The organism is Pseudomonas sp. 21, assembly GCF_000955805.1.
In the GTDB taxonomy this organism is placed as follows: Bacteria; Pseudomonadota; Gammaproteobacteria; order Pseudomonadales; family Pseudomonadaceae; genus Pseudomonas.
Genome location: NZ_JYOA01000004.1, coordinates 348,214 through 369,462 on the forward strand (window position 1 = coordinate 348,214; position 21,249 = coordinate 369,462).

Below are 21,249 nucleotides of genomic sequence, written 5' to 3' on the forward strand. Positions count from 1 at the left end.
GCCCGAAAGCCCGCGATCAGGCCTTCCCCACCCGTTGTGCGCGGTACGCCGCGAGACCTTTGGCGGCCTGTGCACGGATCGCACCCTGCACCGGCGGCGCCCAGCCCAGCAGGGCGCCCTTGGCGCCGAGGGCCTGGCGCGACCACTTCCACAGGTCGAAGCTGTCCACGTGCTGACAGATCAGTCCGTCGCGGAAATGGAAATGTGCCTGGATGTTATTGATCACTTTCCGACCCGTCTGGGTGAAGGTGTAGGACGCCACCCAGCGTGCAGAACCGCGGGTCTCGTCGGCCTCGACCCCTTCGTAGGTCAGCGAGAAATCCTGGGCGCGGGCGGTGAGCATGCGCCACATGTCGCCGGCCTCGGAGCCGCGCAGGTCGGTGAAGACCGGGTCGCTGAACTGCACGTCGGCGCTGTAGCAGGCCGCCATGGCCTCGCCGTCGCGGCGCTGGAAGGCCTGGTAGAAACGTTCGATCAACTGGGCGTTGGGGTGGGCCATGGCGGGGCTCGTGTCGGGGAGGAAGGTCGCAGTATCGGGGCTGGATCGACTGGACACGATTGGCAATATCGACAACATTATGATCAATAGCGACATCCGTATCGCCAGAACAGAAGACTTGTATCGACAGAGCAAAGCGAGACGCCATGTTCAGGATAGCCCTGTTCGTCTGCCCGCAAACCCTGTGTTCCAGCCTTGGCCTGGCCATGGACAGTTTCCACCTCGCCAACCGCCTGGCCGGCGAGCGACGCTTCGAGGTGCTGCGGGTCAGCGCCGACGGCTCGGCGGTGGCGTTGCCCTTCGGCCGCGTTGAAGTGGAAGGCGGGCTCGACCTCGCCGCGCGCTGCGATCTGCTGCTGATTCCCGCCACCGGCGCGGATATCGACACCACCTTCGCTGCCAATCAGCCGCTGCTCGTCTGGTTGCGCGACGCCCCCGCCAACGTGCAGCTGGGCAGTCTGTGCAGCAGCGCCTTCCTGCTGGCCGAAGCCGGCGTTCTCGACGACCGCCGCGCCACCACGCACTGGGCGCTGGAAGCGGCTTTCCGCGAACGTTATCCCCAGGTGCGGCTGGACATCGACGCCCTGTGCACCGACGACCGCGGCCGGCTCTGCTCCGGCGGCGCGCAAGCCGGGCTGGACCTGTGCCTGTACCTGATCGAGCGCCATGCCGGCGCGGCACTGGCGCGCCGCGCAGCGGCGACCCTGGTGTTCGAGCACGGGCGCGGCCGCCAAAGGCGCTTTACCCCGCTGCTGCCCGACCCGCTGCCCGCTGGCTCGCCACTGGAGCCATTGCTGGCCTGGCTGGAGGACAACTATGCGCAGCCCTTCGACCTCGCCAGCCTGGCGCAGCGCGTGCACTGCTCCACGCGCACGCTGTTGCGGCGCTTCCGCGAGCAGGTAGGGATGTCGCCGAACGATTACGTGCAGCGCCTGCGCATCGCTTCTGCGCAGGAAGCACTGGGTGATCCGGGGCGCTCACTGGAGCGCATCGCCAGCGATGTCGGCTATGCCGACCGGGCGAGCTTCGCGCGCTTGTTCAAGCAGGTGTGCGGGGAAACGCCGGGGGCTTTCCGCCAGAGGCTGATGGGGCGGCAGGCGTAGGACTTGCCTGAGCTGCAGGTGCTGTAGGAGCGGGCTTGCTCGCGAACCCGCCTGACGCCGTGGCAATCGACGAAATCCGTTCGCGAGCAAGCTCGCTCCTACGAAAGGAAACTCAGTGGAACCACTCCATCGCCGTGCGCCACACACAGACGCCGACGAAGTAGGCCGAAGCCGCGAACCACAGGCCCAGCAACCAGGGCTGGTCGACCGGCTGCTGGAGGATCAGCAGCGCACTGCTGAGCATCCAGACGAAGGTCACGGCAATGTTCAGCGGCATGAACTGGCGCACGCGGAACGGATGCAGGAACTTCATGCGGGTCAGGGTCAGCGCGGCCAGCACCAGCACGGTGACGAAGCTTACCCAGGGGTGCAGGTCGAGCACGAAGAAGTACACCGCCACCACGTTCCAGGCGGCCGGGAAGCCGACGAAATAGTTGTCCTTGCTCTTCATGTTGACGTTGCAGAAGCAGAACAGCGAGGACACCAGGATCACCCCCACCGCCAGCAGCTCGGTATGCACCGGCAGCGGCACGTAGCGGTAGATGAAGATCGCGGGGATGAAGACGTAGGTGAGGTAGTCGATCACCAGGTCCAGGGTCGAGCCATCGAAGTGTGGCAACACCGCCTTGACGTCGAACTTGCGCGCCAGGGTGCCGTCCAGGCCGTCCACCAGCAGCGCCACGCCCAGCCAGAGCAGGCAGGCCTGGGGCCTGTTGTCGACCAGCGCCAGGAGCGCGAGCAGCGCGAGGATGACACCGCTGGAGGTCACCGCGTGGGCGCCCCAGGCCTTGGCTTTGCTGAGGTTCATTGGCGATAGGATCAGGTTCACGTCGGCTCTCTTCCTTTGGACGGCGGATGCAGGGGAGCTACCTCAAACGGTAGCCCATCCCTGGCAAACCACTGCACATGGGAACACCGATGGGGCGGCCGAGTTCAGCCGGTTTTCCCGATGCACACCTTGTGGCGGTGGAATCGGCAGCATACGCCGTTGCGGCCTGGGCTTGCCATCGGGGGAGACGAGCGTCACGGGGTGAATTCGTGCTGCGAGGAAAGGCGCCACGCCCTGTAGGAGCGAGCTTGCTCGCGAACCGCCCAGCACCAGAACCGCCGGGGAATCCGTTCGCGAGCAGGCTCGCTCCTACGAAGAGCTATATCAATGCAGGATCTGGCTGAGGAACAGCTTGGTGCGGTCCGACTGCGGGTTGTCGAAGAACTGGTCCGGCGGCGCCTGCTCCACGATCTCGCCCTTGTCCATGAAGATCACCCGGTTCGCCACGGTGCGGGCGAAGCCCATCTCGTGGGTCACGCAGAGCATGGTCATGCCGCTCTGCGCCAGGCCGATCATGGTGTCGAGCACTTCCTTGACCATTTCCGGGTCGAGCGCCGAGGTGGGTTCGTCGAACAGCATGATCTTCGGCTTCATGCACAGCGCACGGGCGATCGCCACGCGCTGCTGCTGGCCGCCGGACAGCTGGCCGGGGAACTTGTGGGCCTGCTCCGGGATGCGTACGCGCTCCAGGTAATGCATGGCGACTTCCTCGGCCTGGCGCTTGGGCATCTTGCGCACCCACATGGGCGCGAGGATGCAGTTCTGCAGCACGGTCAGGTGCGGGAACAGGTTGAAGTGCTGGAACACCATGCCCACTTCGCTGCGGATCGCCTCGATCTGCTTGAGGTCGTTGGTCAGTTCGGTGCCGTCGACCACGATGCTGCCCTGCTGGTGTTCCTCCAGGCGGTTGATGCAGCGGATGGTGGTCGACTTGCCCGAGCCGGACGGCCCGCAGAGCACGATGCGTTCGCCCTGCTTGACCTCCAGGTTGATGTCCTTGAGCACGTGGAACTGGCCGTACCACTTGTTCACGCCCTTCATGGTGATCATCACGTGATCGCCGATGGCCGGCTGTGCGGTCTTGTTGGTGGCTTCAGACATGATGAACTCCTAACGCTTGTGGCCGGTGTCCAGCTTGTGCTCCAGGTGCATGGAGTAGCGGGACATGCTGAAACAGAAAATCCAGTAGACGACCGCCGCGAACACATAGCCTTCGGTGGCCATGCCCAGCCAGGCCGGGTCCGCGGTGGCGCGCTTGATGCTGTTGAGGAAGTCGAACAGGCCGATGATGATCACCAGGCTGGTGTCCTTGAACAGCGCGATGAAGGTGTTGACGATGCCGGGGATCACCAGCTTGAGCGCCTGCGGCAGGATCACCAGGCCCATGGTTCGCCAGTAGCCCAGGCCCATGGCGGCCGCGGCTTCGTACTGCCCCTTCGGGATGGCCTGCATGCCACCGCGCACCACCTCGGCGATGTAGGCGGCCTCGAACAGCACCACCATCACCATCGCCCGCAGCAGCTTGTCCAGGTTCATCCCCTCGGGGAGGAACAGCGGCAACATCACCGAGGACATGAACAGCACGGTGATCAGCGGCACGCCGCGCCAGAACTCGATGGTGGTGACGCAGATGACCTTGATTGCCGGCATCTTCGAACGCCGCCCAAGCGCCAGCAGGATGCCCAGCGGCATCGCCCCGCAGATGCCGACCGCGGCGATCACCACGGTGAGCATCAGGCCGCCCCAGGCACTGGTCGGTACGGTTTCCAGGCCGAGGAAGCCGCCGTGCAGCAGCCAGTAGGCCACGATCGGCAGCGCCACCAGGAAGCCCAGGCCGTACTTCACCTTGTACGCGAAGCGCTTGAGGAACAGCGGCGCCGCACCGAACACCACGAACAGCACGGTGAGGTCCACGCGCCAGCGCAGTTCCTCGGGGTAGAAGCCGTACATGAACTGGCCGAAGCGCGAACCGATGAACACCCAGCAGGCGCCCTCGCGGGAGCAGTCGGCCCGGGTAGTCCCGCTCCAGTCGGCCTTGATGATCGCCCACTCCAGCAGCGGCGGCAGGATCAGCCAGACCAGGTAGAGGCCGACCAGCGTCAGCAGGGTATTGAACCAGCTGGAGAACAGGTTGGCGCGCAGCCAGGCGAGCACGCCCACACTCATCGCCGGTGGCGGCAGGTCAGGCTTGAAGGTATGAGTTGTCATGATCTGCTTCCCTTACCGCTCGACCAGCGCGATGTGCTTGTTGTACCAGTTCATCAGCAGCGAAATGCTGATGCTGATGGCCAGGTACACGCTCATGGTGATGGCCATGGTCTCGATCGCCTGGCCCGTCTGGTTGAGCACCGTGCCGGCGAACAGCGAGACCATGTCCGGGTAGCCGATGGCGGCGGCCAGCGAGGAGTTCTTCGCCAGGTTCAGGTACTGGCTGGTGAGCGGCGGGATGATCACCCGCAGCGCCTGCGGGATGATCACCAGGCGCAGGGTCTGCCCCGGACGCAGGCCCAGTGAACCGGCAGCCTCGGTCTGGCCGTGGCTGACCGCCTGGATGCCGGCGCGCACCGTCTCGCCGATGAAGGCGGCGGTGTAGACCGACAGGGCGAGGACGATCGACACCAGTTCCGGGATCACCACCCAGCCGCCACGGAAGTTGAAGCCCTGCAGCACCGGCACGTCCCAGTGGAACGGCGCGCCGGCCACCAGCGACACCAGGCCCGGCAGCACCACCAGCAGCGCCAGGCCGCTGAGGAATACCGGGAAGGCCTTGCCGGTGGCATGGCGACGGGCCTTGGCCCATTTCCAGATCACCGCCCAGCCGACGAGAGCCAGGATCACCGCGACGATGAACGGGCCGAGGCCGTCGGCGGCGAGCGGCGCGGGCATCTGCAGGCCGCGGTTGTTGATGAAGAACAGGTCGCCGAAGCTGATGCTCTGCCGCGGGTTCGGCAACGGGCCGAGCACGGCGAAGTACCAGAAGAAGATCTGCAACAGCGGCGGGATGTTGCGGAAGGTCTCGATGTACAGGGTCGCCAGCTTGCGGATCAGCCAGTTGGGCGACAGCCGCGCCACACCGAGGATGAAGCCCAGGACGGTGGCAAAGACGATGCCAATCACCGTGACCAGCAGCGTATTCAGCAGGCCGACCATGAACACCCGTCCGTAGGTGTCGCTTTCGCTGTAGTCGATCAGATGCTGGGAGATGCCGAAGCCGGCGCTGTGGTCGAGGAAACCGAAACCGGACTGGATGCCGCGGTGGGCGAGGTTGGTCTGGGTGTTGTCGAAGAGGAACCAGCCGACCGCCACGACGAAGATGACGGCGATGACCTGGAATGCCCAGCCGCGCACGACGGGATCGTTGAGCGATACCCCCCGCGGACGCTGGGCCTTGACGGAATTCTGCATGTAAGCCCTCTCGGAAGCGCCCCGGGCGACCACGGGCCAAGCCCGCGACCACCCGGAGGCTTCACGTCGTTCGAAACAGTCCGGCGCCCACACTCCGGGCGCCGGAACGGGTCAGGTCAGCGCACCGGCGGTGCGTACTGCAGACCACCCTTGTTCCACTGGGCGTTGAGGCCACGCTTGATCTTCAGGTCGCTGGCGTCGCCGACGTTGCGATCGAAGATCTCGCCGTAGTTACCCACTTGCTTGACGATCTGCACCGCCCAGTCCTTGGGCAGCTTGAGGTCCTTGCCGTAGTCACCCTCGGCGCCGAGCAGACGCGCGACGTCCGGGTTCTTGGTGCTCTTGGCCTGCTCCTCGACGTTCTTCGAGTTGATGCCCAGTTCCTCGGCGTTGAGCATCGCGAAGAGCGTCCAGCGGGCGATGTCGAACCACTCCTCGTCACCCTGGCGCACGGCCGGGCCGAGGGGCTCCTTGGAAATCACTTCGGGCAGCACCACGTAGTCGTCCGGCGCCGCCAGCTTGATGCGCTGGGCGTAGAGCTGCGACTGGTCGGAGGTCAGCACGTCGCAGCGGCCGGACTCCAGCGACTTGGCGCTCTCGTCGGAGGTGTCGTAGGTGATGGGGGTGTACTTGAGGTTGTTGGAGCGGAAGTAGTCGGACAGGTTGAGCTCGGTGGTGGTACCGGCCTGGATGCACACGGTGGCGCCGTCGAGTTCCTTGGCGCTGGAGACGCCGAGCTTCTTGTTCACCAGGAAGCCCTGGCCGTCGTAGTAGGTCACGCCGACGAAGTTCAGGCCCATCGCGCTGTCGCGGGAGCTGGTCCAGGTGGTGTTGCGCGAGAGGATGTCGATCTCGCCGGACTGCAGCGCGGTGAAGCGCTCCTTGGCGGTCAGCGGGCTGTACTTGACCTTGGTCGAGTCGCCGAACACGGCCGCTGCCACGGCGCGGCAGACGTCCACGTCGATGCCCTTGTACTGGCCCTTGGCGTCGGCATACGAGAAGCCGGGAAGACCGTCACTGATACCGCACTGCACGTAGCCTTTCTTCTTCACAGCATCCAGGGTGGCGCCGGCATGCGCGAGGCCGCTGATGCCGAACACGGCGGCGGTGGTCAGCACTGCCAGGGTGGATTTCACCATCTTCATCGATCTTCTCCGTTGCTTTTTTAGTGTTTTGGAGTCCCGGTTCCACCGCCGTACCCTCGTGAGGCACCAGCAAGACAACAAACGGGATGGAGACCTGAAGGTGAGTCTAGACGGCTTGCGAAATTTCCTTCGGCAAGCCGCGAACACACCTTCGAGCGCGCAGGTCTTGCGCGCTGGAACGGGTCATCAAGGGATCATTGCGTGAAGGCGAAGGCCCACCGCGCCGGCTGTTGACCGCAGCCGGCGCGGTGGGCCCTGAAGCAGCCCAAGGCTTTCGCGGCGCCACTTCCGGTACAGCTTTCCGGATGGGGTCGGTAGAGTGTTACCGGAAGTGGGGCCGCACAGCCTGCCAGTAGCGATAGCAAGGGGCGTACCAGCCCAGGAACCTTCCTACGATTTTATGCAGTCAAGTCCCACAACTTATGGCCATGCGACATCTTCTTGCATCGCCTCCCCACCCCTTTGCGAACGCAGCGCCCCTTCCTAGAGCGCCTGCCCCATCCTGGAGCCTCCATGACCCAGCCCCTGATCCTAGAACCCAGCCAAAGCGTCGACTCCTGCGTCATTTGGTTGCACGGCCTGGGCGCCGACCGTTACGACTTCGAACCGGTAGCACAGATGCTGCAACGCAGCTTCACCTCGACGCGCTTCATCCTGCCCCAGGCGCCGACCCGCCCGGTCACCGTGTTCAACGGCATGCCAGCGCCCAGCTGGTACGACATCCTCGCCATGGCCCCGGCGCGCGCCATCGACGAAGCTCAGCTGGACGCCTCGGCCGACAGCGTGATCGCGCTGATCCAGGGGCAGATCGACCAGGGCATCGCGGCCAAACGCATCATCCTCGCCGGGTTTTCCCAGGGCGGCGCCGTGGTGCTGCACACCGGCTACCTGCGCTGGGACGGCGAACTGGGCGGGGTCATGGCGCTCTCCACCTATGGCCCGACATTCAGCGAAGGCATAAGCCTGCCGGCTACAAAAAGACAACTGTCCGCACTCTGCCTGCATGGCACTTTCGATGACGTGGTGCTGCCCGCCATGGGCCGCGCCGCGTACGACTTCCTGCAGGCCAACGAGGTGCCCGCCCAGTGGCGCACCTACCCGATGAGCCACGAAGTGAGCAACGAGGAGCTTGGCGATATCGGCGCCTGGCTGCGGGAGCGCCTGTGATCCCCTGACCCTGCGGAGAACAAGAAGAAGCATGAACGCCCCGATCAGCAGCCTGCGTGACGTCGAAGCCCTGGAACAGGTCCCCCTGCAGGACCGCGACCTGCCGCCCAGCACCTATGAACTGCTGCGCCGTTCGGCCCAGCAGTACGGCCCGTCCACCGCCCTGAGCTTCCTGCTGCAGGGTTCGGCGGCGGAGGAACCGGTCAAGGTCAGCTACGAGCAGTTGTTCGCCCGTGTCACCCAGGCGGCGAATGCCTTCCACCGCCTCGGCGTGCGGCCAGGCAATTCGGTGTCGTTCCTGCTTCCCAACCTGCCGCAGACCCACTATGTGATCTGGGGCGGCGAAGCAGCGGGGATCGTCAACGCGATCAACCCGCTGCTCGACCCCGGGCACATCGCCGAGCTCGTGCGCGCCGCCGATTCCCGTGTACTGGTCACCCTGGCCCCCTTCCCAGGCACCGATCTCTGGGACAAGGTCGCAGCGCTGCGCGAGCACCTGCCCGAACTCAACGCCATCGTCACCGTCGACATAGCCAACCTGCTGCCGGAGCCGCAGCGCTCGGCGATCAAGGCCCAGCGCGGCGCGCTGCCCGAAGGCGTGCTGGACTTCGACGAACTGCTCGCCCAGTGCCCGGCGGATCACCTGGAAAGCGGCCGGGTGATCGGCCCCGACGAGGTCGCCTCCTACTTCCACACCGGCGGCACCACCGGCACCCCCAAGCTCGCGCCGCACAGCCATTTCAACGAAGTGGCGATGGCCGAGATCATGGGCCTGAACGCCGACTATGACGGCAACGACGTGCTGCTCTGCGGCCTGCCGCTGTTCCACGTCAACGGCGTGATGGTCACCGGCCTTGCGCCCTTCCTGCGCGGCGGCGAGGTGCTGTTGGCCGGCACCCAGGGCTATCGCAACCCGACGCTGATCCAGGACTTCTGGAAGCTGGTGGAGCGCTACAAGGTCACCAGCTTCAGCGGCGTACCGACCATCTACGCCGCCCTCATGCAGGTGCCCAGCGACGGTTGCGACCTCTCCAGCCTGCGCTTCGCCCTGTGCGGCGCGGCGCCCATGCCGGTGGAGCTGATCCGCCAGTTCGAGGCGAAGACGGGCCTGAAGATCATCGAAGGCTACGGCATGACCGAAGGCACCTGCGGCACCAGCTGCAACCCGCGCGGCGGCGAACGCCGGCCCGGCTCCATCGGCCTGCGCCTGCCCTACTGCGAACTGAAATCGGTGATCCTCGACGGTGACGGCCGGTACCTGCGCGACGCGGCCGTGGACGAGATCGGCAACATCTGCCTGCGCGGCCCCACCGTCTTCAAGGGCTACCTGCAGGCCAGCAAGAACCAGGACATCTGGGTCGACGGCGACTGGTTCAACACCGGCGACCTGGGCCGCATCGACGCCGACGGCTACATCTGGCTCACCGGCCGCAGCAAGGACCTGATCATCCGTGGCGGGCACAACATCGACCCGCAGATGATCGAGGAAGCCCTGCACCGCCATCCCGCCGTGGCCATGGCCGCCGCCGTCGGCAAGCCGTGCCTGAAGGCCGGCGAGCTGCCGGTGGTGTACATCCAGCTCAAGCCGGGCATGCAGGCGAACGAGGCAGAACTGCTGGAACACGCCGCGCAGCACGTGCCCGAACGCGCGGCGGTGCCCAAGGACGTCTGGCTGCTGGACGCCATCCCGGTCACAGCGGTGGGCAAGACCTTCAAGCCGGCATTGCGCCTGGATGCCATTCGTCGCGTGTTCGAAGACGAAACCCGCCACCTCGCCCCGGCACCGCGCATCGAGGTGGTCGCCGATGACCGCCTGGGTCAGAAAGCTCGCTTGTTCGTCGGCGCCCTCGACCTAGACTCGCGCGCCGCACTGGCCGAGCGACTGGGTGGTTACGCGGTGCACGTGGAGTGGCTGGAAAGCTGATGAAACACCCGGCCGACCGCCGGTCGGCCGGGTCTGGCTGCGAATTGCCAGTAGTCAAATCTGACTAATACTGATGGCTCAATGTGCGAAGAGGACTACAGGGAGAGTCAGTCGTGCACATCATCAGTCGCCACCCGTCTTCCGCTGCGCCATGAAAGCCGCGCAGTGGAACGAAGACATACGCCAACTCCAGCATCTGCGCCTGTTCCAGAACGTGGCCGCGGGTCACCTGCAGCAATTGCTGAAGGATTTCCGTGCCTGTGAGCTGGAGCGCGGGGAAATCCTGCTGTCGCCCTTCAACCGCAACCACTTCCTTTATATGGTCCTCACCGGGCACCTGACGGTGTACCTGGGCTCGCTCGACAACCAGCCGGTCAGCACCCTGCATCCGGGCGACTGCGCCGGCGAGATCAGCTTCATCGACAGCGACCATCCCTCCGCCTACGTCGTCGCCAGCGAACCGACCACCGTGCTGCGCCTGCACCGCGAGGCGCTGATCGGTCTGTTCGAACACTCCCCGCAGGTGATGCAGAACCTGCTCTCGGTGCTCTGCGAGCGGGTCCGCGAGGGCAATCGGATCATTCTCGACACCGAGCAGAACGCCAACATCGATACCCTCACCGGGCTGTTCAACCGCCGCTGGCTGGAGCACATCTACGACCGCGAGAGCACGCGCTGCGCGTTCAACGAACAGCCCATGTGCATGCTCATGCTCGATGTCGACCACTTCAAGAACTACAACGACGAGCACGGCCACCTGGCCGGCGACTACGCGCTCTGCCTGGTCGCCCACACCCTGCGCAGCCAGCTGCGGCCCAAGGACAGCATGGCGCGCTACGGCGGCGAGGAGTTCGTCATCCTCCTGCCGGAAATCGCCATCGAGGAGGCCCGGCGCATCGGTAACCGCCTGCGCCAGAGCCTGGAGCAGGTCGCCTCCTTCTATTCGCCGGTGGGCGTGCTGCCCGGCGTCACCGTGTCCCTGGGCCTGGCCGAGATGGACATCCAGGAAAACCTGCCGAGCCTGATCCTGCGTGCCGACGGCGCCCTCTACCAGGCCAAGCAGAAAGGCCGCAACTGCCTCTGTGGCTGAGCCCAGCTTCCCTTCATCCGCCCTTCTGTTAGATTGCGCCCCAGCAAGAAAACCAATAACAAAGCTGGGAAGCTGACATGCGCAAATTGCCGATCGTCCTGATCGTCCTGCTGGCCGTTGGCCTGGGGATCTTCTTCAACCTGCCGGGCTACATGGACCGCAAGATGAACACCGTGGCCAGCCCGCCGCCCTACCCCGCCTCGCCCGAGGCCCAGGCGTTGCACCAGAGCCTGTTCGTCGCCGACCTGCACGACGACGCCCTGCTCTGGGACCGCGACTTGCTGGATCGCCACGACCACGGCCACACCGACCTGCCACGCCTGCTCGAAGGTCACGTCGGCCTGCAGGTGTTCTCCACCGTCACCAAGACCCCGCGTGGCCTGAACTACGAAAGCAACAGCGCCGACAGCGACAACATCACCCCGCTGGTGATCGCCCAGCGCTGGCCGGCGCGCACCTGGAACAGCCTGCTCGAACGCGCGCTCTACCAGGGCGAACTGCTGGACAAGGCTGCCGCCGGCAGCCAGGGCAAGCTCACCCTGGTGCGCAGCCGCGACGACCTCACCCGCTTCCTCGCCGCCTGGCAGAAAGACCCGAAACGCCTCGCCGCCGTGCTCGCCACCGAAGGCCTGCACCCGCTCGAAGGCAAGCTGGAGAACATCGACCGCCTGTACGACGCGGGTTTCCGCATCATGGGCCTGACCCACTTCTTCGACAACGAAGTCGGCGGCTCCGCCCACGGCCTGAAGAAAGGCGGGCTGACCGAGTTCGGCCGCGAGGTCATCCCGCGCCTGGAAGACAGGAAGATGCTGATCGACCTGGCCCACGCCTCGCGCCCGCTGATCGACGATGTGCTGGCGATCGCCAAGCGCCCGGTGATCGTTTCCCACACCGGCGTCGCCGGCACCTGCCCCGGCCCGCGCAACCTGACCGACGCCCACCTGCGCGGCATCGCCAACACCGGCGGGGTGATCGGCATCGGCTACTGGGACGGCGCGGTCTGCGAGACGTCGGTGGAGGCCATCGTCAAGGCCATGCGCTACGCCGCCGACAAGGTGGGCGTCGAGCACGTCGCGCTGGGCTCTGATTTTGACGGCGCGGTGAATGCGCCCTTCGACACCACCGGCCTGGCACAGCTGACCCAGGGCCTGGCGAAGGCCGGTTTCAGCAACCAGGACATCGCCGCGATCATGGGCGGCAACGTGCGCCGGCTGCTGCTGGAGAGCCTTCCGTAGCCCAAGTCAATAGGCAGAATGCCCGTGGCACTTCGCCCTGCGGGCATCTTGCATTACACTGGCGGCCGTTCATTCCTTAACCAACACGAGACAGCCGTGCTTAAAGCACTCAAGAAAATCTTCAGCAAGGGCGACGGCGAGCAACCCGTGGCCACGCCAGCGGCCCCCGCTCCCGCCGCAGAAAAGCCCGCCCAGAGCGGTGAACGACGTCCGCGCAAACCGCGCACCCCGCGCCCGGAAGGCGAATCCGCCGAGAAACCGGCCCGCGGCCCGAAGAGCGACAAACCCCGCGCCGAGCGTTCCGACAAAGCCGAACGCGGCGAAAAACGCGAACAGGCCGCCAAGGCCGACTCCACCACCGACAAGCCCCGCGAGCCCAGGGCTGACAAGCCGCGCCGCGAACGCAAGCCGCGCCCGCCGGTGGTGGACAACTGGAAGCTGGAAGACTTCGTGGTGGAGCCGGCCGAAGGCAAGACGCGTTTCCACGACTTCAACCTCGACCCGCGCCTGATGCACGCCATCCATGACCTGGGCTTCCCCTACTGCACGCCGATCCAGGCGCAGGTACTGGGCTTCACCCTGCGTGGCCAGGACGCCATCGGCCGCGCCCAGACCGGCACCGGCAAGACCGCGGCGTTCCTCATCTCGATCATCACCCAGCTGCTGCAGACCCCGCCGCCGAAAGAGCGCTACATGGGCGAGCCGCGTGCGCTGATCATCGCGCCGACCCGCGAGCTGGTGGTGCAGATCGCCAACGATGCCATCGGCCTGGCCAAGTACACCGGCCTGAACGTCATGAGCTTCGTCGGCGGCATGGACTTCGACAAGCAGCTCAAGACCCTGGAATCGCGCTTCTGCGACATTCTCGTGGCCACCCCCGGTCGCCTGCTGGACTTCAACCAGCGCGGCGAGGTGCACCTGGACATGGTCGAGGTGATGGTGCTGGACGAAGCCGACCGCATGCTCGACATGGGCTTCATCCCGCAGGTCCGCCAGATCATCCGCCAGACCCCGTACAAGGGCGAGCGCCAGACCCTGCTGTTCTCCGCCACCTTCACCGACGACGTGATGAACCTGGCCAAGCAGTGGACCGTCGATCCGGCCATCGTCGAGATCGAGCCGGAAAACGTCGCCAGCGATACCGTCGAACAGCATGTCTACGCCGTTGCCGGCAGCGACAAGTACAAGCTGCTGTACAACCTGATCGCGCAGAACGACTGGACCCGCGTGATGGTCTTCGCCAACCGCAAGGACGAAGTGCGGCGCATCGAGGAACGCCTGACCAAGGACGGCATCAGCGCCGCCCAGATGTCCGGCGACGTGCCGCAGCACAAGCGCATCAAGGTCCTGGAAGGCTTCCGTGAAGGCAAGATCCGCGTCCTGGTCGCCACCGACGTCGCCGGCCGCGGCATCCACGTCGACGGCATCAGCCACGTGATCAACTTCACCCTGCCCGAAGACCCGGACGACTACGTGCACCGCATCGGCCGTACCGGCCGCGCCGGCAGCACCGGTACCTCCATCAGCTTCGCTGGCGAGGACGATGCCTTCGCCCTGCCGCCGATCGAGGAACTGCTGGGCCGCAAGATCAACTGCGAGATGCCGCCCACCGAGCTGCTCAAGCCGGTACCGCGCAAGCACTGATCCGCCGCTGCACCAGCTTTCTGCTCCAAAACAAGGCGAAGCCACCCGGCTTCGCCTTTTTTGTTTCCATCGGCGTTACGTCCGGTGACGCCTCCTCCTCTCCCCCGCTGAAACCTACGCCGGTCCCCGCGCCAGAGCCTCGCGTTTTTCCCGCCGGACCCGCTGGGACGACCGTGCGGAATTCCCCGCAAACAATGGCACCGCGCCATCCCTGTCACGAAATCAGCCCCGCCCCGGCCATTTCTGCTCAGTTTTATTTACAGACGTAAAAAAATTCGCACGCTTCTTGCAAAGCACGCGAGAACAATTCCAAGAACTCGTCGGAATCCTCCCATGCCCTTGCGCGCCAAACTTGCTCTGAGTTTCCTCTCGGTCGGCCTGATCCCCGTGCTGGTGATGGCCATCGTGGTCTATCTCCAGGCCAGCCGTGCCCTCGAAGAACAAAGCCTGAACGCCCTGGAGGCGGTCGCCAGCATCAAGCAGCGGCAACTGATGGACGCCTGGAAGGCCCGTAACGACCAGCTCAGCAGCCTCGCCACCAACCTGGGCAGCAACTACGCCGGGCTGGACAGCGAATCCCTGGTGACCACTGCCAACTACGACCGCCCGGTGTTCGAGAACTTCATCAAGACCTTCGGCTACCGCGAGCTGCGCCTGGTGGCCGGCGACGGCAAAGTGGTGTTCAGCCTCGGCCGCGGCGTCGACTACCAGCAGAACATCGGTGATCCGCAATGGCGCGACACCCCCTTCGGCAAATTCATCCGCACCGCGCTGGACAGCGGCAAGGCCAGCATCAGCGACCTGGAGCAGGCGCCCAACGACCAGCAGCCGGTGCAATGGCTGGCCGCGCCGATCAAGGACAACGGCAAGCTGCAGCTGCTGCTGGTGCTGGAACTGCCGCTCGCCTCGATCAACGAAGTCATGCAGAACCGCCAGGGCCTGGGCGACGACGGCGAGACCTACCTGGTCGGCGGCGACGGCAGCCTGCGCTCGGACTCGGTGCGCTTCGCCGACCACCACGTGCGTCGCGACAAGGAAAGCCCCACCGCCCTGCCTGGGCTGGCCATCGAGAAAGCCCTCGGCGGCGAACAGGGGCGTCTGTCCGAGGCCGGCCTGAGCAACGAGCCGGCGCTCAAATCCTTCGTCCCGCTGAACCTGGACGGCCTGCACTGGGCGCTGGTCGCGGAAATGGACCAGGCCCAGGCCTTTGCCCCGGTGCGCAAGCTGATGTGGCAAATCCTCGTGCTCGGCCTGCTGACCCTGCTCGGCGTCGCCGCCGGCACCTGGCTGGTCAGCCGCAGCGTGATGCGCCCGCTGGGCGGCGAGCCGGCCAGCATGGCCGCACTGGCCCAGCGCCTGGCCAGCGGCGAGCTGCGCCTGAGCGACGACGCCAGCGCCAGCAGCGGCCTGATGCAGGCCCTGCGCGAAATGACCACGGCCTGGCGCCAGGTGGTCGAACGCCTGCGCCAGGCCAGCGAGGCCGTGGGCGATGCCAGCGGCGACATCCTCGACGCCGCCGGGCGCACCAGCCATCACCTCGACCAGCAGCAGGAAGCGCTGGAAATGGTGGTCAGCGCCGTCGACCAGATGGCCGCCACCGTGCAGGAAATCGCCGGCAGCGCCAGCCGCAGCGCCGACGGCAGTGCCGCCGCACGCCAGGCCTTCGTCGCCATGCAGGGCACCCTGCAGCACATGATCGGCCGCCAGGACCAGTTGCTGGTCGGGCTGCGCCAGGCCGACGGCGTGGTGCAGACCCTGGCCGGCGAGAGCCAGCAGATCGGCTCGGTGCTCGATGTGATCCGCTCCATCGCCGAGCAGACCAACCTGCTTGCCCTCAACGCCGCCATCGAAGCCGCTCGCGCCGGTGAGGCGGGCCGTGGTTTCGCCGTGGTCGCCGACGAAGTGCGCAGCCTCGCCCAGCGTACCCGCAGCGCCACCGACGAGATCGTCGCCATCGTCGGCAGCCTCGGCGATTCTTCCATCCAGGCGCAGTCGAGCATGAGCGGCGCCAGCGAACAGGCCCATACCCTGGAGCAGGACACCCAGGCCGTGCTGGAAGCCCTCGGCGCGCTGGACGACTCGCTGCAGGGCGTGCACGCCATGGCCTTCCAGATCGCCGCCGCCGCCGAACAGCAGGCCGCGACGACCCAGGAAGTGAACCAGCACATGCACCGCCTGAGCGACATGACCGTGGAAAACCGCAAGACCGCCGCGCACACCCGCGACTGCGGCGAGCACCTGCGCCGCGTGGCCGGCAGCCAGGAAGAGCTGGTGGCGCAGTTCAAACTGTAAGCCGTCTGCTGCGCCCTGTAGGAGCGGGCCATGNNNNCGATCGCGCCCATGGGGCGCCTACAGGTCAGCTCCGTCGCCCAGGTTTCTGAGAAAAGCCGCTGCTCCACCCGTCCCACCACCCTTGCCGATCAAGACAACAGAGTCCAGAATGGAAAAATAAATCCACATCTGGAGTCTCGCCATGTCCGCCGCCACGCCTTTCACCCTCAACCAGGCCGACGCCGAACGCCTGCTGGAACAGGTCGACGTGCTCCAGGCAATGCGCGACATGTTCACCGAGCTGGCCAGCGGCAGTGCCGTGCAGCCCGCGCAGCAACTGGTGGAATTCCCCAACGGTGGTGGCGACTTCATCAACTACCTGGGCGTGCTGGCCTCGCAGAAGGTCTACGGCGTGAAGACCTCGCCGTACATCGTGCGCCAGCCCAAGTCGCTGGTCACCGCGTGGAGCCTGCTGATGTCCATGGACAGCGGCCAGCCGCTGCTGCTGTGCGACGCCAGCAGCCTGACCACCGCGCGCACCGCCGCCACCACCGCCCTGGCGGTGCAGGAGCTGGCTCGCGCGGACGCCAAGCGCCTGGCCATCGTCGGTAGCGGCCCGGTCGCCCGTGCACACCTGCGCTACGTCGCTGGCCTGCGCGACTGGCAGAGCATCCGCGTCTACTCGCCGAACCTGAACGCCGGCGTACTGGCCCAGTTCGGCGCCATCGACTCCCGCGCGGAACCCGCCACCAGTGTCGAGGCCGCCGTGGCCGACGCCGACGTGGTGCTGCTGTGCACCTCCTCCGGCACTCCGGTGCTCGATCCGGCGATCCTGTCCAAACCGGCGCTGATCACCTCCATCAGCACCAACGTCGCCCGCGCCCACGAAGTCCCGCCGCAATCGCTGGCGCAAATGGACGTGTACTGCGACTACCGCGCCACCACGCCGGCCGCCGCCGGAGAGATGCGCCTGGCCCGCGACGAGCACGGCTGGGAAGGCAACATCCTGGGCGACCTGCCAGAGCTGGTCAGCGCTCGCGCCGCCAAGCCGGACTACCAGCGCCACGCCTTCTTCCGCTCCATCGGCCTGGGCCTGGAGGACGTCGCCCTGGCCAATGCGCTCTACCACCTGCAACTGAAGAACGCCTGAGCCGGAGACGAACATGATCGAAGTCGACTTCCTCATCATCGGCGGCGGCATCGCCGGCGCCTCCACCGGCTACTTCCTCTCCCGCCACGGCAAGGTCGCCGTGCTGGAGCGCGAGTCCCACGCCGGCTACCACTCCACCGGTCGCTCGGCAGCGCTCTACACCGTTGCCTACGGCACGCCGCAGGTGCGTGCGCTGACCGCCGCCAGCCGTGCCTTCTTCGACAATCCGCCGGAAGGCTTCGTCGAGCACCCGATCCTCACCCCGCGCGGCGAGATGACCGTGGACTTCGAAGGCAACCCGGAAGAGCTCCAGCGTCAGTACCGGAGCGCCCTCGCCAGCGTGCCGGAAATGCGCCTGCTGGATGCCGACGAAGCCTGCGCCATCGTCCCCGTGCTGCGCCGCGAGAAAGTCCACGGCGCGATGCTCGACCCCAGCGCCGCCGACATCGACACCGATGGCCTGCTGCAAGGCTACCTGCGCGGCATCCGCCGCAACGGCGGCAGCGTGCAACTGGACAGTGAAGCGCTGGACATCAGCCGCATCGACGGCGCCTGGGAAGTCCGCTGCGCGCAGCAGACCTACCGTGCGCCGGTGCTGGTCAACGCCGCCGGTAGCTGGTCCGACAAGATCGCCGAGCTCGCCGGTGCCGCGCCGCTGGGCCTGACACCCAAGCGCCGCGCCGCCTTCCTGTTCAGCCCGCCGGACGGCGTGGACAGCCATGCCTGGCCGGTATTGGTGAGCCTGGACGAGTCCTTCTACTTCAAGCCCGACGCCGGCATGCTGCTCGGCTCTCCGGCCAACGCCGACCCGGTGGAGCCCCACGATGTGCAGCCCGAAGAGCTGGACATCGCCCTGGGCATCTACCAGATCGAAGAACACACCACCCTCAGCATCCGCCGCCCGAGCCACACCTGGGCGGGCCTGCGTTCGTTCTTCGCCGACGGCGACCTGGTGTCCGGCTACGACCCGGCCACGCCCGGCCTGTACTGGGTCGCCGGCCAGGGCGGCTACGGCATCCAGACCTCGGCGGCGATGGGCGAAGCCAGCGCCGCGCTGATCCGCCATGAAGCGCTGCCCGAGCACCTGACCCGCCACGGCCTGACTGCCGAGATGCTTTCCCCGGCGCGCCTGCTGGCCAAGTGAGCCACCGACCGTGACAGCCTGCGGGCGCTTGCGGCACACTCGCCAGCGCCCGCTTCATCGCCTTCGAGAGCCTTGCCCATGACCGCCGCTGATCCGCTGGACAACTACAAGGCCATCGCCGACGCCATCGCCGCGCTGTTCTTCCCCCACGCCGAAGTGGTCATCCACGACCTGCGCAACCAGCGCGTGGCCTACCTGGCGAACAACATCTCCAAGCGCGAGATCGGCGACGACTCGGCCCTGGAAGACATGCTCGAAGGCGGCCACGACGAACGCAACATCGGCCCCTACGAGAAGCTCAACTGGGACGGCCAGAAGATCCGCTCCATCAGCACCGTGCTGCGCGACGCCAAGGGCGAGCCGCTGGCGGTGCTGTGCATCAACCTCAACATCACCCTGTTCGAGACCGCCAAGGCGGCGCTCGACCTGTTCCTGTCCTCGAACAAGATCGTGCCGCAGCCCGATGCACTGTTCCGCGATGACTGGCAGGAGCGCATCAATACCTTCCTGCATGCCTGGTTGCGGCAGCGCCAGCTGAGCCTGTCCACCCTCAGCCGCGACCACAAGCGCGAACTGGTCCTGGCCCTGCACGCCGAAGGCGCGTTCAAGGGCAAGAGCGCGGCGAACTATGTGGCCAACGTCCTGAACATGGGCAGGGCGACGGTGTACAAGCACCTGAAGGAGCTGAAGGAGGAGGTTTGAGCCGACTCCTTCCCGCGCTTTTCGCTCCCGTTCGCGAGCAAGCTCGCTCCTACAGGTTGCCGGAACGCGCAGTGCGCTTTTCGTAGGAGCGAGCTTGCTCGCGAACCTCACGGCATAGCGCGACACCAATCGCGGACGGAGTCCGCTTCCACGAGAGCCTAATTCCAATCCAACTTTGGCTTTGGCTTTGGCTTTGGCTTTGGCTTTGGCTTTGGCTTTGGCTTTTAAAAGTCTTCCAGAGAAACGTCCGCACACGCCGAATGCCCCGTTCAGGAGNTGGATGTCGCGAGAGCCACGATGGGCCAGGGATGGCCCGTCGTGGCGTGCCCCTGAAACTTCGATTCAACGAGGGCATTTTTCGCCCCAAGCGAAAAACCGGATGTCCGGGGCAAGCCCTTTGGTTACTTTCTGGCGTTTGAGAAAGTGACTCGCCCGAGGGGGCGAAACAAGAAGTAACCGAACACGCCAAAGCGGCGCAAAAATGCCCAAGCCAACCAGCGCATGCCCTGCATGGGTATCGCAAGCTCGCGAAATGCCGCCCGACCCATCCTACGAATGCGCTCATCGACAGGGACGGCAGAGTGCAGTTCGCGAGCAAGCTCGCTCCTACGAAAAGCAAAAAGGCCGCCCGAAGGCGGCCTTTGCTGCAACGCGGCGGGAAGATCAGTCCCCGTAGATATCGCTCTTGAAGTACTTGCCCTCGATTTCCTTGTACTTGCCATTGGCCCGCAGCGCATCGATGGCGGCGTTCAGTTGGCCGACCAGTTCGGTGTTACCCTTGCGCACCGCGATGCCGGCACCTTCGCCAAAGTATTTCGGGTCCTTGAATTCCGGACCGATGAAGGCGAAACCCTTGCCGCGCGGAGTTTCCAGGAAGCCGATTTCCAGCGGGATGGAGTCGGCGAAGGTGCCGTCCAGGCGACCCGCCAGCAGGTCCAGGTAGATCTCGTCCTGGCTGGTGTAGCGCACCACGTTGGCGCCGGCCTTGCCCAGTACCTCGGTGGCGAAACGGTCGGCGGTGGAGCCGCGCTGCACGCCGATGTTCTTGCCCTTGAGCTGGCTGAACTGCTCGTCCAGCTGCGAGCCTTCCTTCATCACCAGGCGACCCGGGGTGAAGTAGTACTTGTGGGTGAAGTCCACCGAGTGCTTGCGCTCTTCGGTGATGGTGATGGAGGACAGCGCGGCGTCGATCTTGCGCACTTTCAGCGAGGGGATCAGGCCGTCGTATTCCTGCTCGACCCACTGGCACTTGCGCTTCATCTCTGCGCACAGCGCGTTGCCGATGTCGTAGTCGAAGCCGGCGATGCCGCCTTCGGGGGTCTTGTAGGCGAAGGGCGGGTAGGCGGCCTCGATGCCGATGCGCAGCGGCTTGTCGTCGGCGTGGGAGAAGGTGGCGAAAGCGGCCAGCATCAGGCCGCCCAGCAGGGCTTTGCGATTCATCGATGAACTCCGTGGCATGTTCGGTAACAGGGCCGGGCGGCCGGCCGCTGCGTCTTGGCAGAGAAGTATCGGCGTCTTGTGATTCGTCCAGGGGCGCGACGCGGCACGTCGCAGCGGCATTGCCTTGCCCTGACCCAGGCGACCAGCTTGTTATCGTTCGTCCACGCGCACTGGCGCGTAAACTTAAAATCCAATCTGGACTAAAAAGTACATAACGTCAATCGCCCTGCGACCGCGCGGCACACTCCCCTTTGCGACGCCCGCGCTACTCCTTCGGAGGAATGTTGTGCGCAGAGTTCCCGCCTTAGTCTGGATGCGTTCCGAAGCGATCCGAGGAGGGCTCGAAACGATTCTTTCGCATGATTTACCGTAGCTTCCACGGTTATACCTTTGGCAGATGCCCGAAGCCCCCGCGATACGCTCATGTCGCCGGGGGCTTTTTTATGCCTGACTATTTTGGTGCCCAAGAAACCCGCGACCGACCTGTAGGAGCGCGCCATG

General features: G+C 65.7%; 17 protein-coding genes. 10 read left to right on the forward strand and 7 right to left on the reverse strand.

Annotated elements, in window-relative coordinates; all coding sequences use genetic code 11:
- Positions 1-16: 16 nt before the first annotated feature.
- On the reverse strand, positions 17-499 hold the full coding sequence (locus UB43_RS11270) for a nuclear transport factor 2 family protein (protein ID WP_045210640.1): 483 nt from the start codon (positions 497-499) through the stop codon (positions 17-19).
- 146 nt (positions 500-645) lie between these two features.
- On the opposite strand from UB43_RS11270, the gene UB43_RS11275 reads away from it, so the two are divergent.
- Positions 646-1,602 carry a GlxA family transcriptional regulator gene (locus UB43_RS11275; protein WP_045210642.1) on the forward strand — a complete coding sequence of 319 codons (957 nt, stop codon included), beginning with the start codon at positions 646-648 and terminating at the stop codon, positions 1,600-1,602.
- 112 nt (positions 1,603-1,714) lie between these two features.
- On the opposite strand, the gene pcsA is transcribed toward UB43_RS11275, so the two are convergent.
- From pcsA to UB43_RS11300, 5 genes are all read right to left on the reverse strand, one after another.
- Positions 1,715-2,410, reverse strand: coding sequence for a phosphatidylcholine synthase (gene pcsA / locus UB43_RS11280; RefSeq protein ID WP_156160405.1), 696 nt, complete (start codon positions 2,408-2,410; stop codon positions 1,715-1,717).
- Positions 2,411-2,755: 345 nt separating this feature from the next.
- Complete coding sequence (locus tag UB43_RS11285) at positions 2,756-3,532, reverse strand: amino acid ABC transporter ATP-binding protein (RefSeq protein ID WP_045210647.1); 777 nt, start codon at positions 3,530-3,532, stop codon at positions 2,756-2,758.
- A gap of 9 nt (positions 3,533-3,541) precedes the next feature.
- Complete coding sequence (locus UB43_RS11290) at positions 3,542-4,639, reverse strand: amino acid ABC transporter permease (protein ID WP_045210649.1); 1,098 nt, start codon at positions 4,637-4,639, stop codon at positions 3,542-3,544.
- 12 nt (positions 4,640-4,651) lie between these two features.
- The gene (locus UB43_RS11295) at positions 4,652-5,836 is read right to left on the reverse strand and encodes an amino acid ABC transporter permease (protein ID WP_045210652.1); all 1,185 of its coding nucleotides are present in this window, start codon (positions 5,834-5,836) and stop codon (positions 4,652-4,654) included.
- Positions 5,837-5,952: 116 nt separating this feature from the next.
- Entirely contained in the window at positions 5,953-6,981 is a 1,029-nt protein-coding gene (locus UB43_RS11300; protein ID WP_045210654.1) for an amino acid ABC transporter substrate-binding protein, read from the reverse strand.
- A gap of 513 nt (positions 6,982-7,494) precedes the next feature.
- On the opposite strand from UB43_RS11300, the gene UB43_RS11305 reads away from it, so the two are divergent.
- The 9 genes from UB43_RS11305 to UB43_RS11345 all read left to right on the forward strand — a co-directional run bounded on the left by UB43_RS11305 (position 7,495) and on the right by UB43_RS11345 (position 19,308).
- Complete coding sequence (locus tag UB43_RS11305; RefSeq protein WP_045210657.1) at positions 7,495-8,148, forward strand: alpha/beta hydrolase; 654 nt, start codon at positions 7,495-7,497, stop codon at positions 8,146-8,148.
- A gap of 31 nt (positions 8,149-8,179) precedes the next feature.
- Complete coding sequence (locus tag UB43_RS11310) at positions 8,180-10,072, forward strand: acyl-CoA synthetase (RefSeq protein ID WP_045210659.1); 1,893 nt, start codon at positions 8,180-8,182, stop codon at positions 10,070-10,072.
- Positions 10,073-10,223: 151 nt separating this feature from the next.
- Positions 10,224-11,162, forward strand: coding sequence for a GGDEF domain-containing protein (locus tag UB43_RS11315; protein WP_045210661.1), 939 nt, complete (start codon positions 10,224-10,226; stop codon positions 11,160-11,162).
- A gap of 77 nt (positions 11,163-11,239) precedes the next feature.
- Entirely contained in the window at positions 11,240-12,397 is a 1,158-nt protein-coding gene (locus UB43_RS11320) for a dipeptidase (protein WP_045210664.1), read from the forward strand.
- 96 nt (positions 12,398-12,493) lie between these two features.
- Positions 12,494-14,041 carry an ATP-dependent RNA helicase RhlB gene (rhlB, locus tag UB43_RS11325; protein WP_045210666.1) on the forward strand — a complete coding sequence of 516 codons (1,548 nt, stop codon included), beginning with the start codon at positions 12,494-12,496 and terminating at the stop codon, positions 14,039-14,041.
- A gap of 333 nt (positions 14,042-14,374) precedes the next feature.
- Complete coding sequence (locus UB43_RS11330; RefSeq protein ID WP_045210669.1) at positions 14,375-16,333, forward strand: methyl-accepting chemotaxis protein; 1,959 nt, start codon at positions 14,375-14,377, stop codon at positions 16,331-16,333.
- 181 nt (positions 16,334-16,514) lie between these two features.
- On the forward strand, positions 16,515-17,462 hold the full coding sequence (locus tag UB43_RS11335; protein WP_045210671.1) for an ornithine cyclodeaminase family protein: 948 nt from the start codon (positions 16,515-16,517) through the stop codon (positions 17,460-17,462).
- Positions 17,463-17,475: 13 nt separating this feature from the next.
- Positions 17,476-18,606 (forward strand): FAD-binding oxidoreductase, encoded by a 1,131-nt coding sequence (locus UB43_RS11340; RefSeq protein ID WP_045210674.1) that lies wholly within the window; start codon positions 17,476-17,478, stop codon positions 18,604-18,606.
- Positions 18,607-18,684: 78 nt separating this feature from the next.
- A complete protein-coding gene (locus UB43_RS11345) occupies positions 18,685-19,308 on the forward strand; it encodes a transcriptional regulator (RefSeq protein WP_024765819.1) in 624 nt (207 codons plus the stop codon).
- Positions 19,309-19,971: 663 nt separating this feature from the next.
- Here the strand turns inward: UB43_RS11345 and UB43_RS11350 are convergent.
- Complete coding sequence (locus tag UB43_RS11350) at positions 19,972-20,766, reverse strand: ABC transporter substrate-binding protein (RefSeq protein ID WP_175405574.1); 795 nt, start codon at positions 20,764-20,766, stop codon at positions 19,972-19,974.
- Positions 20,767-21,249 lie beyond the last annotated feature (483 nt).

What these genes read in the sequence shown, in the direction of transcription:
- UB43_RS11270 (WP_045210640.1), bottom strand. Translation starts at nt 499, where the DNA reads ATGGCCCACCCCAACGCCCAGTTGATCGAACGTTTCTACCAGGCCTTC.
- UB43_RS11275 (WP_045210642.1), top strand. Translation starts at nt 646, where the DNA reads ATGTTCAGGATAGCCCTGTTCGTCTGCCCGCAAACCCTGTGTTCCAGC.
- pcsA (WP_156160405.1), bottom strand. Translation starts at nt 2,410, where the DNA reads ATGAACCTCAGCAAAGCCAAGGCCTGGGGCGCCCACGCGGTGACCTCC.
- UB43_RS11285 (WP_045210647.1), bottom strand. Translation starts at nt 3,532, where the DNA reads ATGTCTGAAGCCACCAACAAGACCGCACAGCCGGCCATCGGCGATCAC.
- UB43_RS11290 (WP_045210649.1), bottom strand. Translation starts at nt 4,639, where the DNA reads ATGACAACTCATACCTTCAAGCCTGACCTGCCGCCACCGGCGATGAGT.
- UB43_RS11295 (WP_045210652.1), bottom strand. Translation starts at nt 5,836, where the DNA reads ATGCAGAATTCCGTCAAGGCCCAGCGTCCGCGGGGGGTATCGCTCAAC.
- UB43_RS11300 (WP_045210654.1), bottom strand. Translation starts at nt 6,981, where the DNA reads ATGAAGATGGTGAAATCCACCCTGGCAGTGCTGACCACCGCCGCCGTG.
- UB43_RS11305 (WP_045210657.1), top strand. Translation starts at nt 7,495, where the DNA reads ATGACCCAGCCCCTGATCCTAGAACCCAGCCAAAGCGTCGACTCCTGC.
- UB43_RS11310 (WP_045210659.1), top strand. Translation starts at nt 8,180, where the DNA reads ATGAACGCCCCGATCAGCAGCCTGCGTGACGTCGAAGCCCTGGAACAG.
- UB43_RS11315 (WP_045210661.1), top strand. Translation starts at nt 10,224, where the DNA reads ATGAAAGCCGCGCAGTGGAACGAAGACATACGCCAACTCCAGCATCTG.
- UB43_RS11320 (WP_045210664.1), top strand. Translation starts at nt 11,240, where the DNA reads ATGCGCAAATTGCCGATCGTCCTGATCGTCCTGCTGGCCGTTGGCCTG.
- UB43_RS11330 (WP_045210669.1), top strand. Translation starts at nt 14,375, where the DNA reads ATGCCCTTGCGCGCCAAACTTGCTCTGAGTTTCCTCTCGGTCGGCCTG.
- UB43_RS11335 (WP_045210671.1), top strand. Translation starts at nt 16,515, where the DNA reads ATGTCCGCCGCCACGCCTTTCACCCTCAACCAGGCCGACGCCGAACGC.
- UB43_RS11340 (WP_045210674.1), top strand. Translation starts at nt 17,476, where the DNA reads ATGATCGAAGTCGACTTCCTCATCATCGGCGGCGGCATCGCCGGCGCC.
- UB43_RS11345 (WP_024765819.1), top strand. Translation starts at nt 18,685, where the DNA reads ATGACCGCCGCTGATCCGCTGGACAACTACAAGGCCATCGCCGACGCC.
- UB43_RS11350 (WP_175405574.1), bottom strand. Translation starts at nt 20,766, where the DNA reads ATGCCACGGAGTTCATCGATGAATCGCAAAGCCCTGCTGGGCGGCCTG.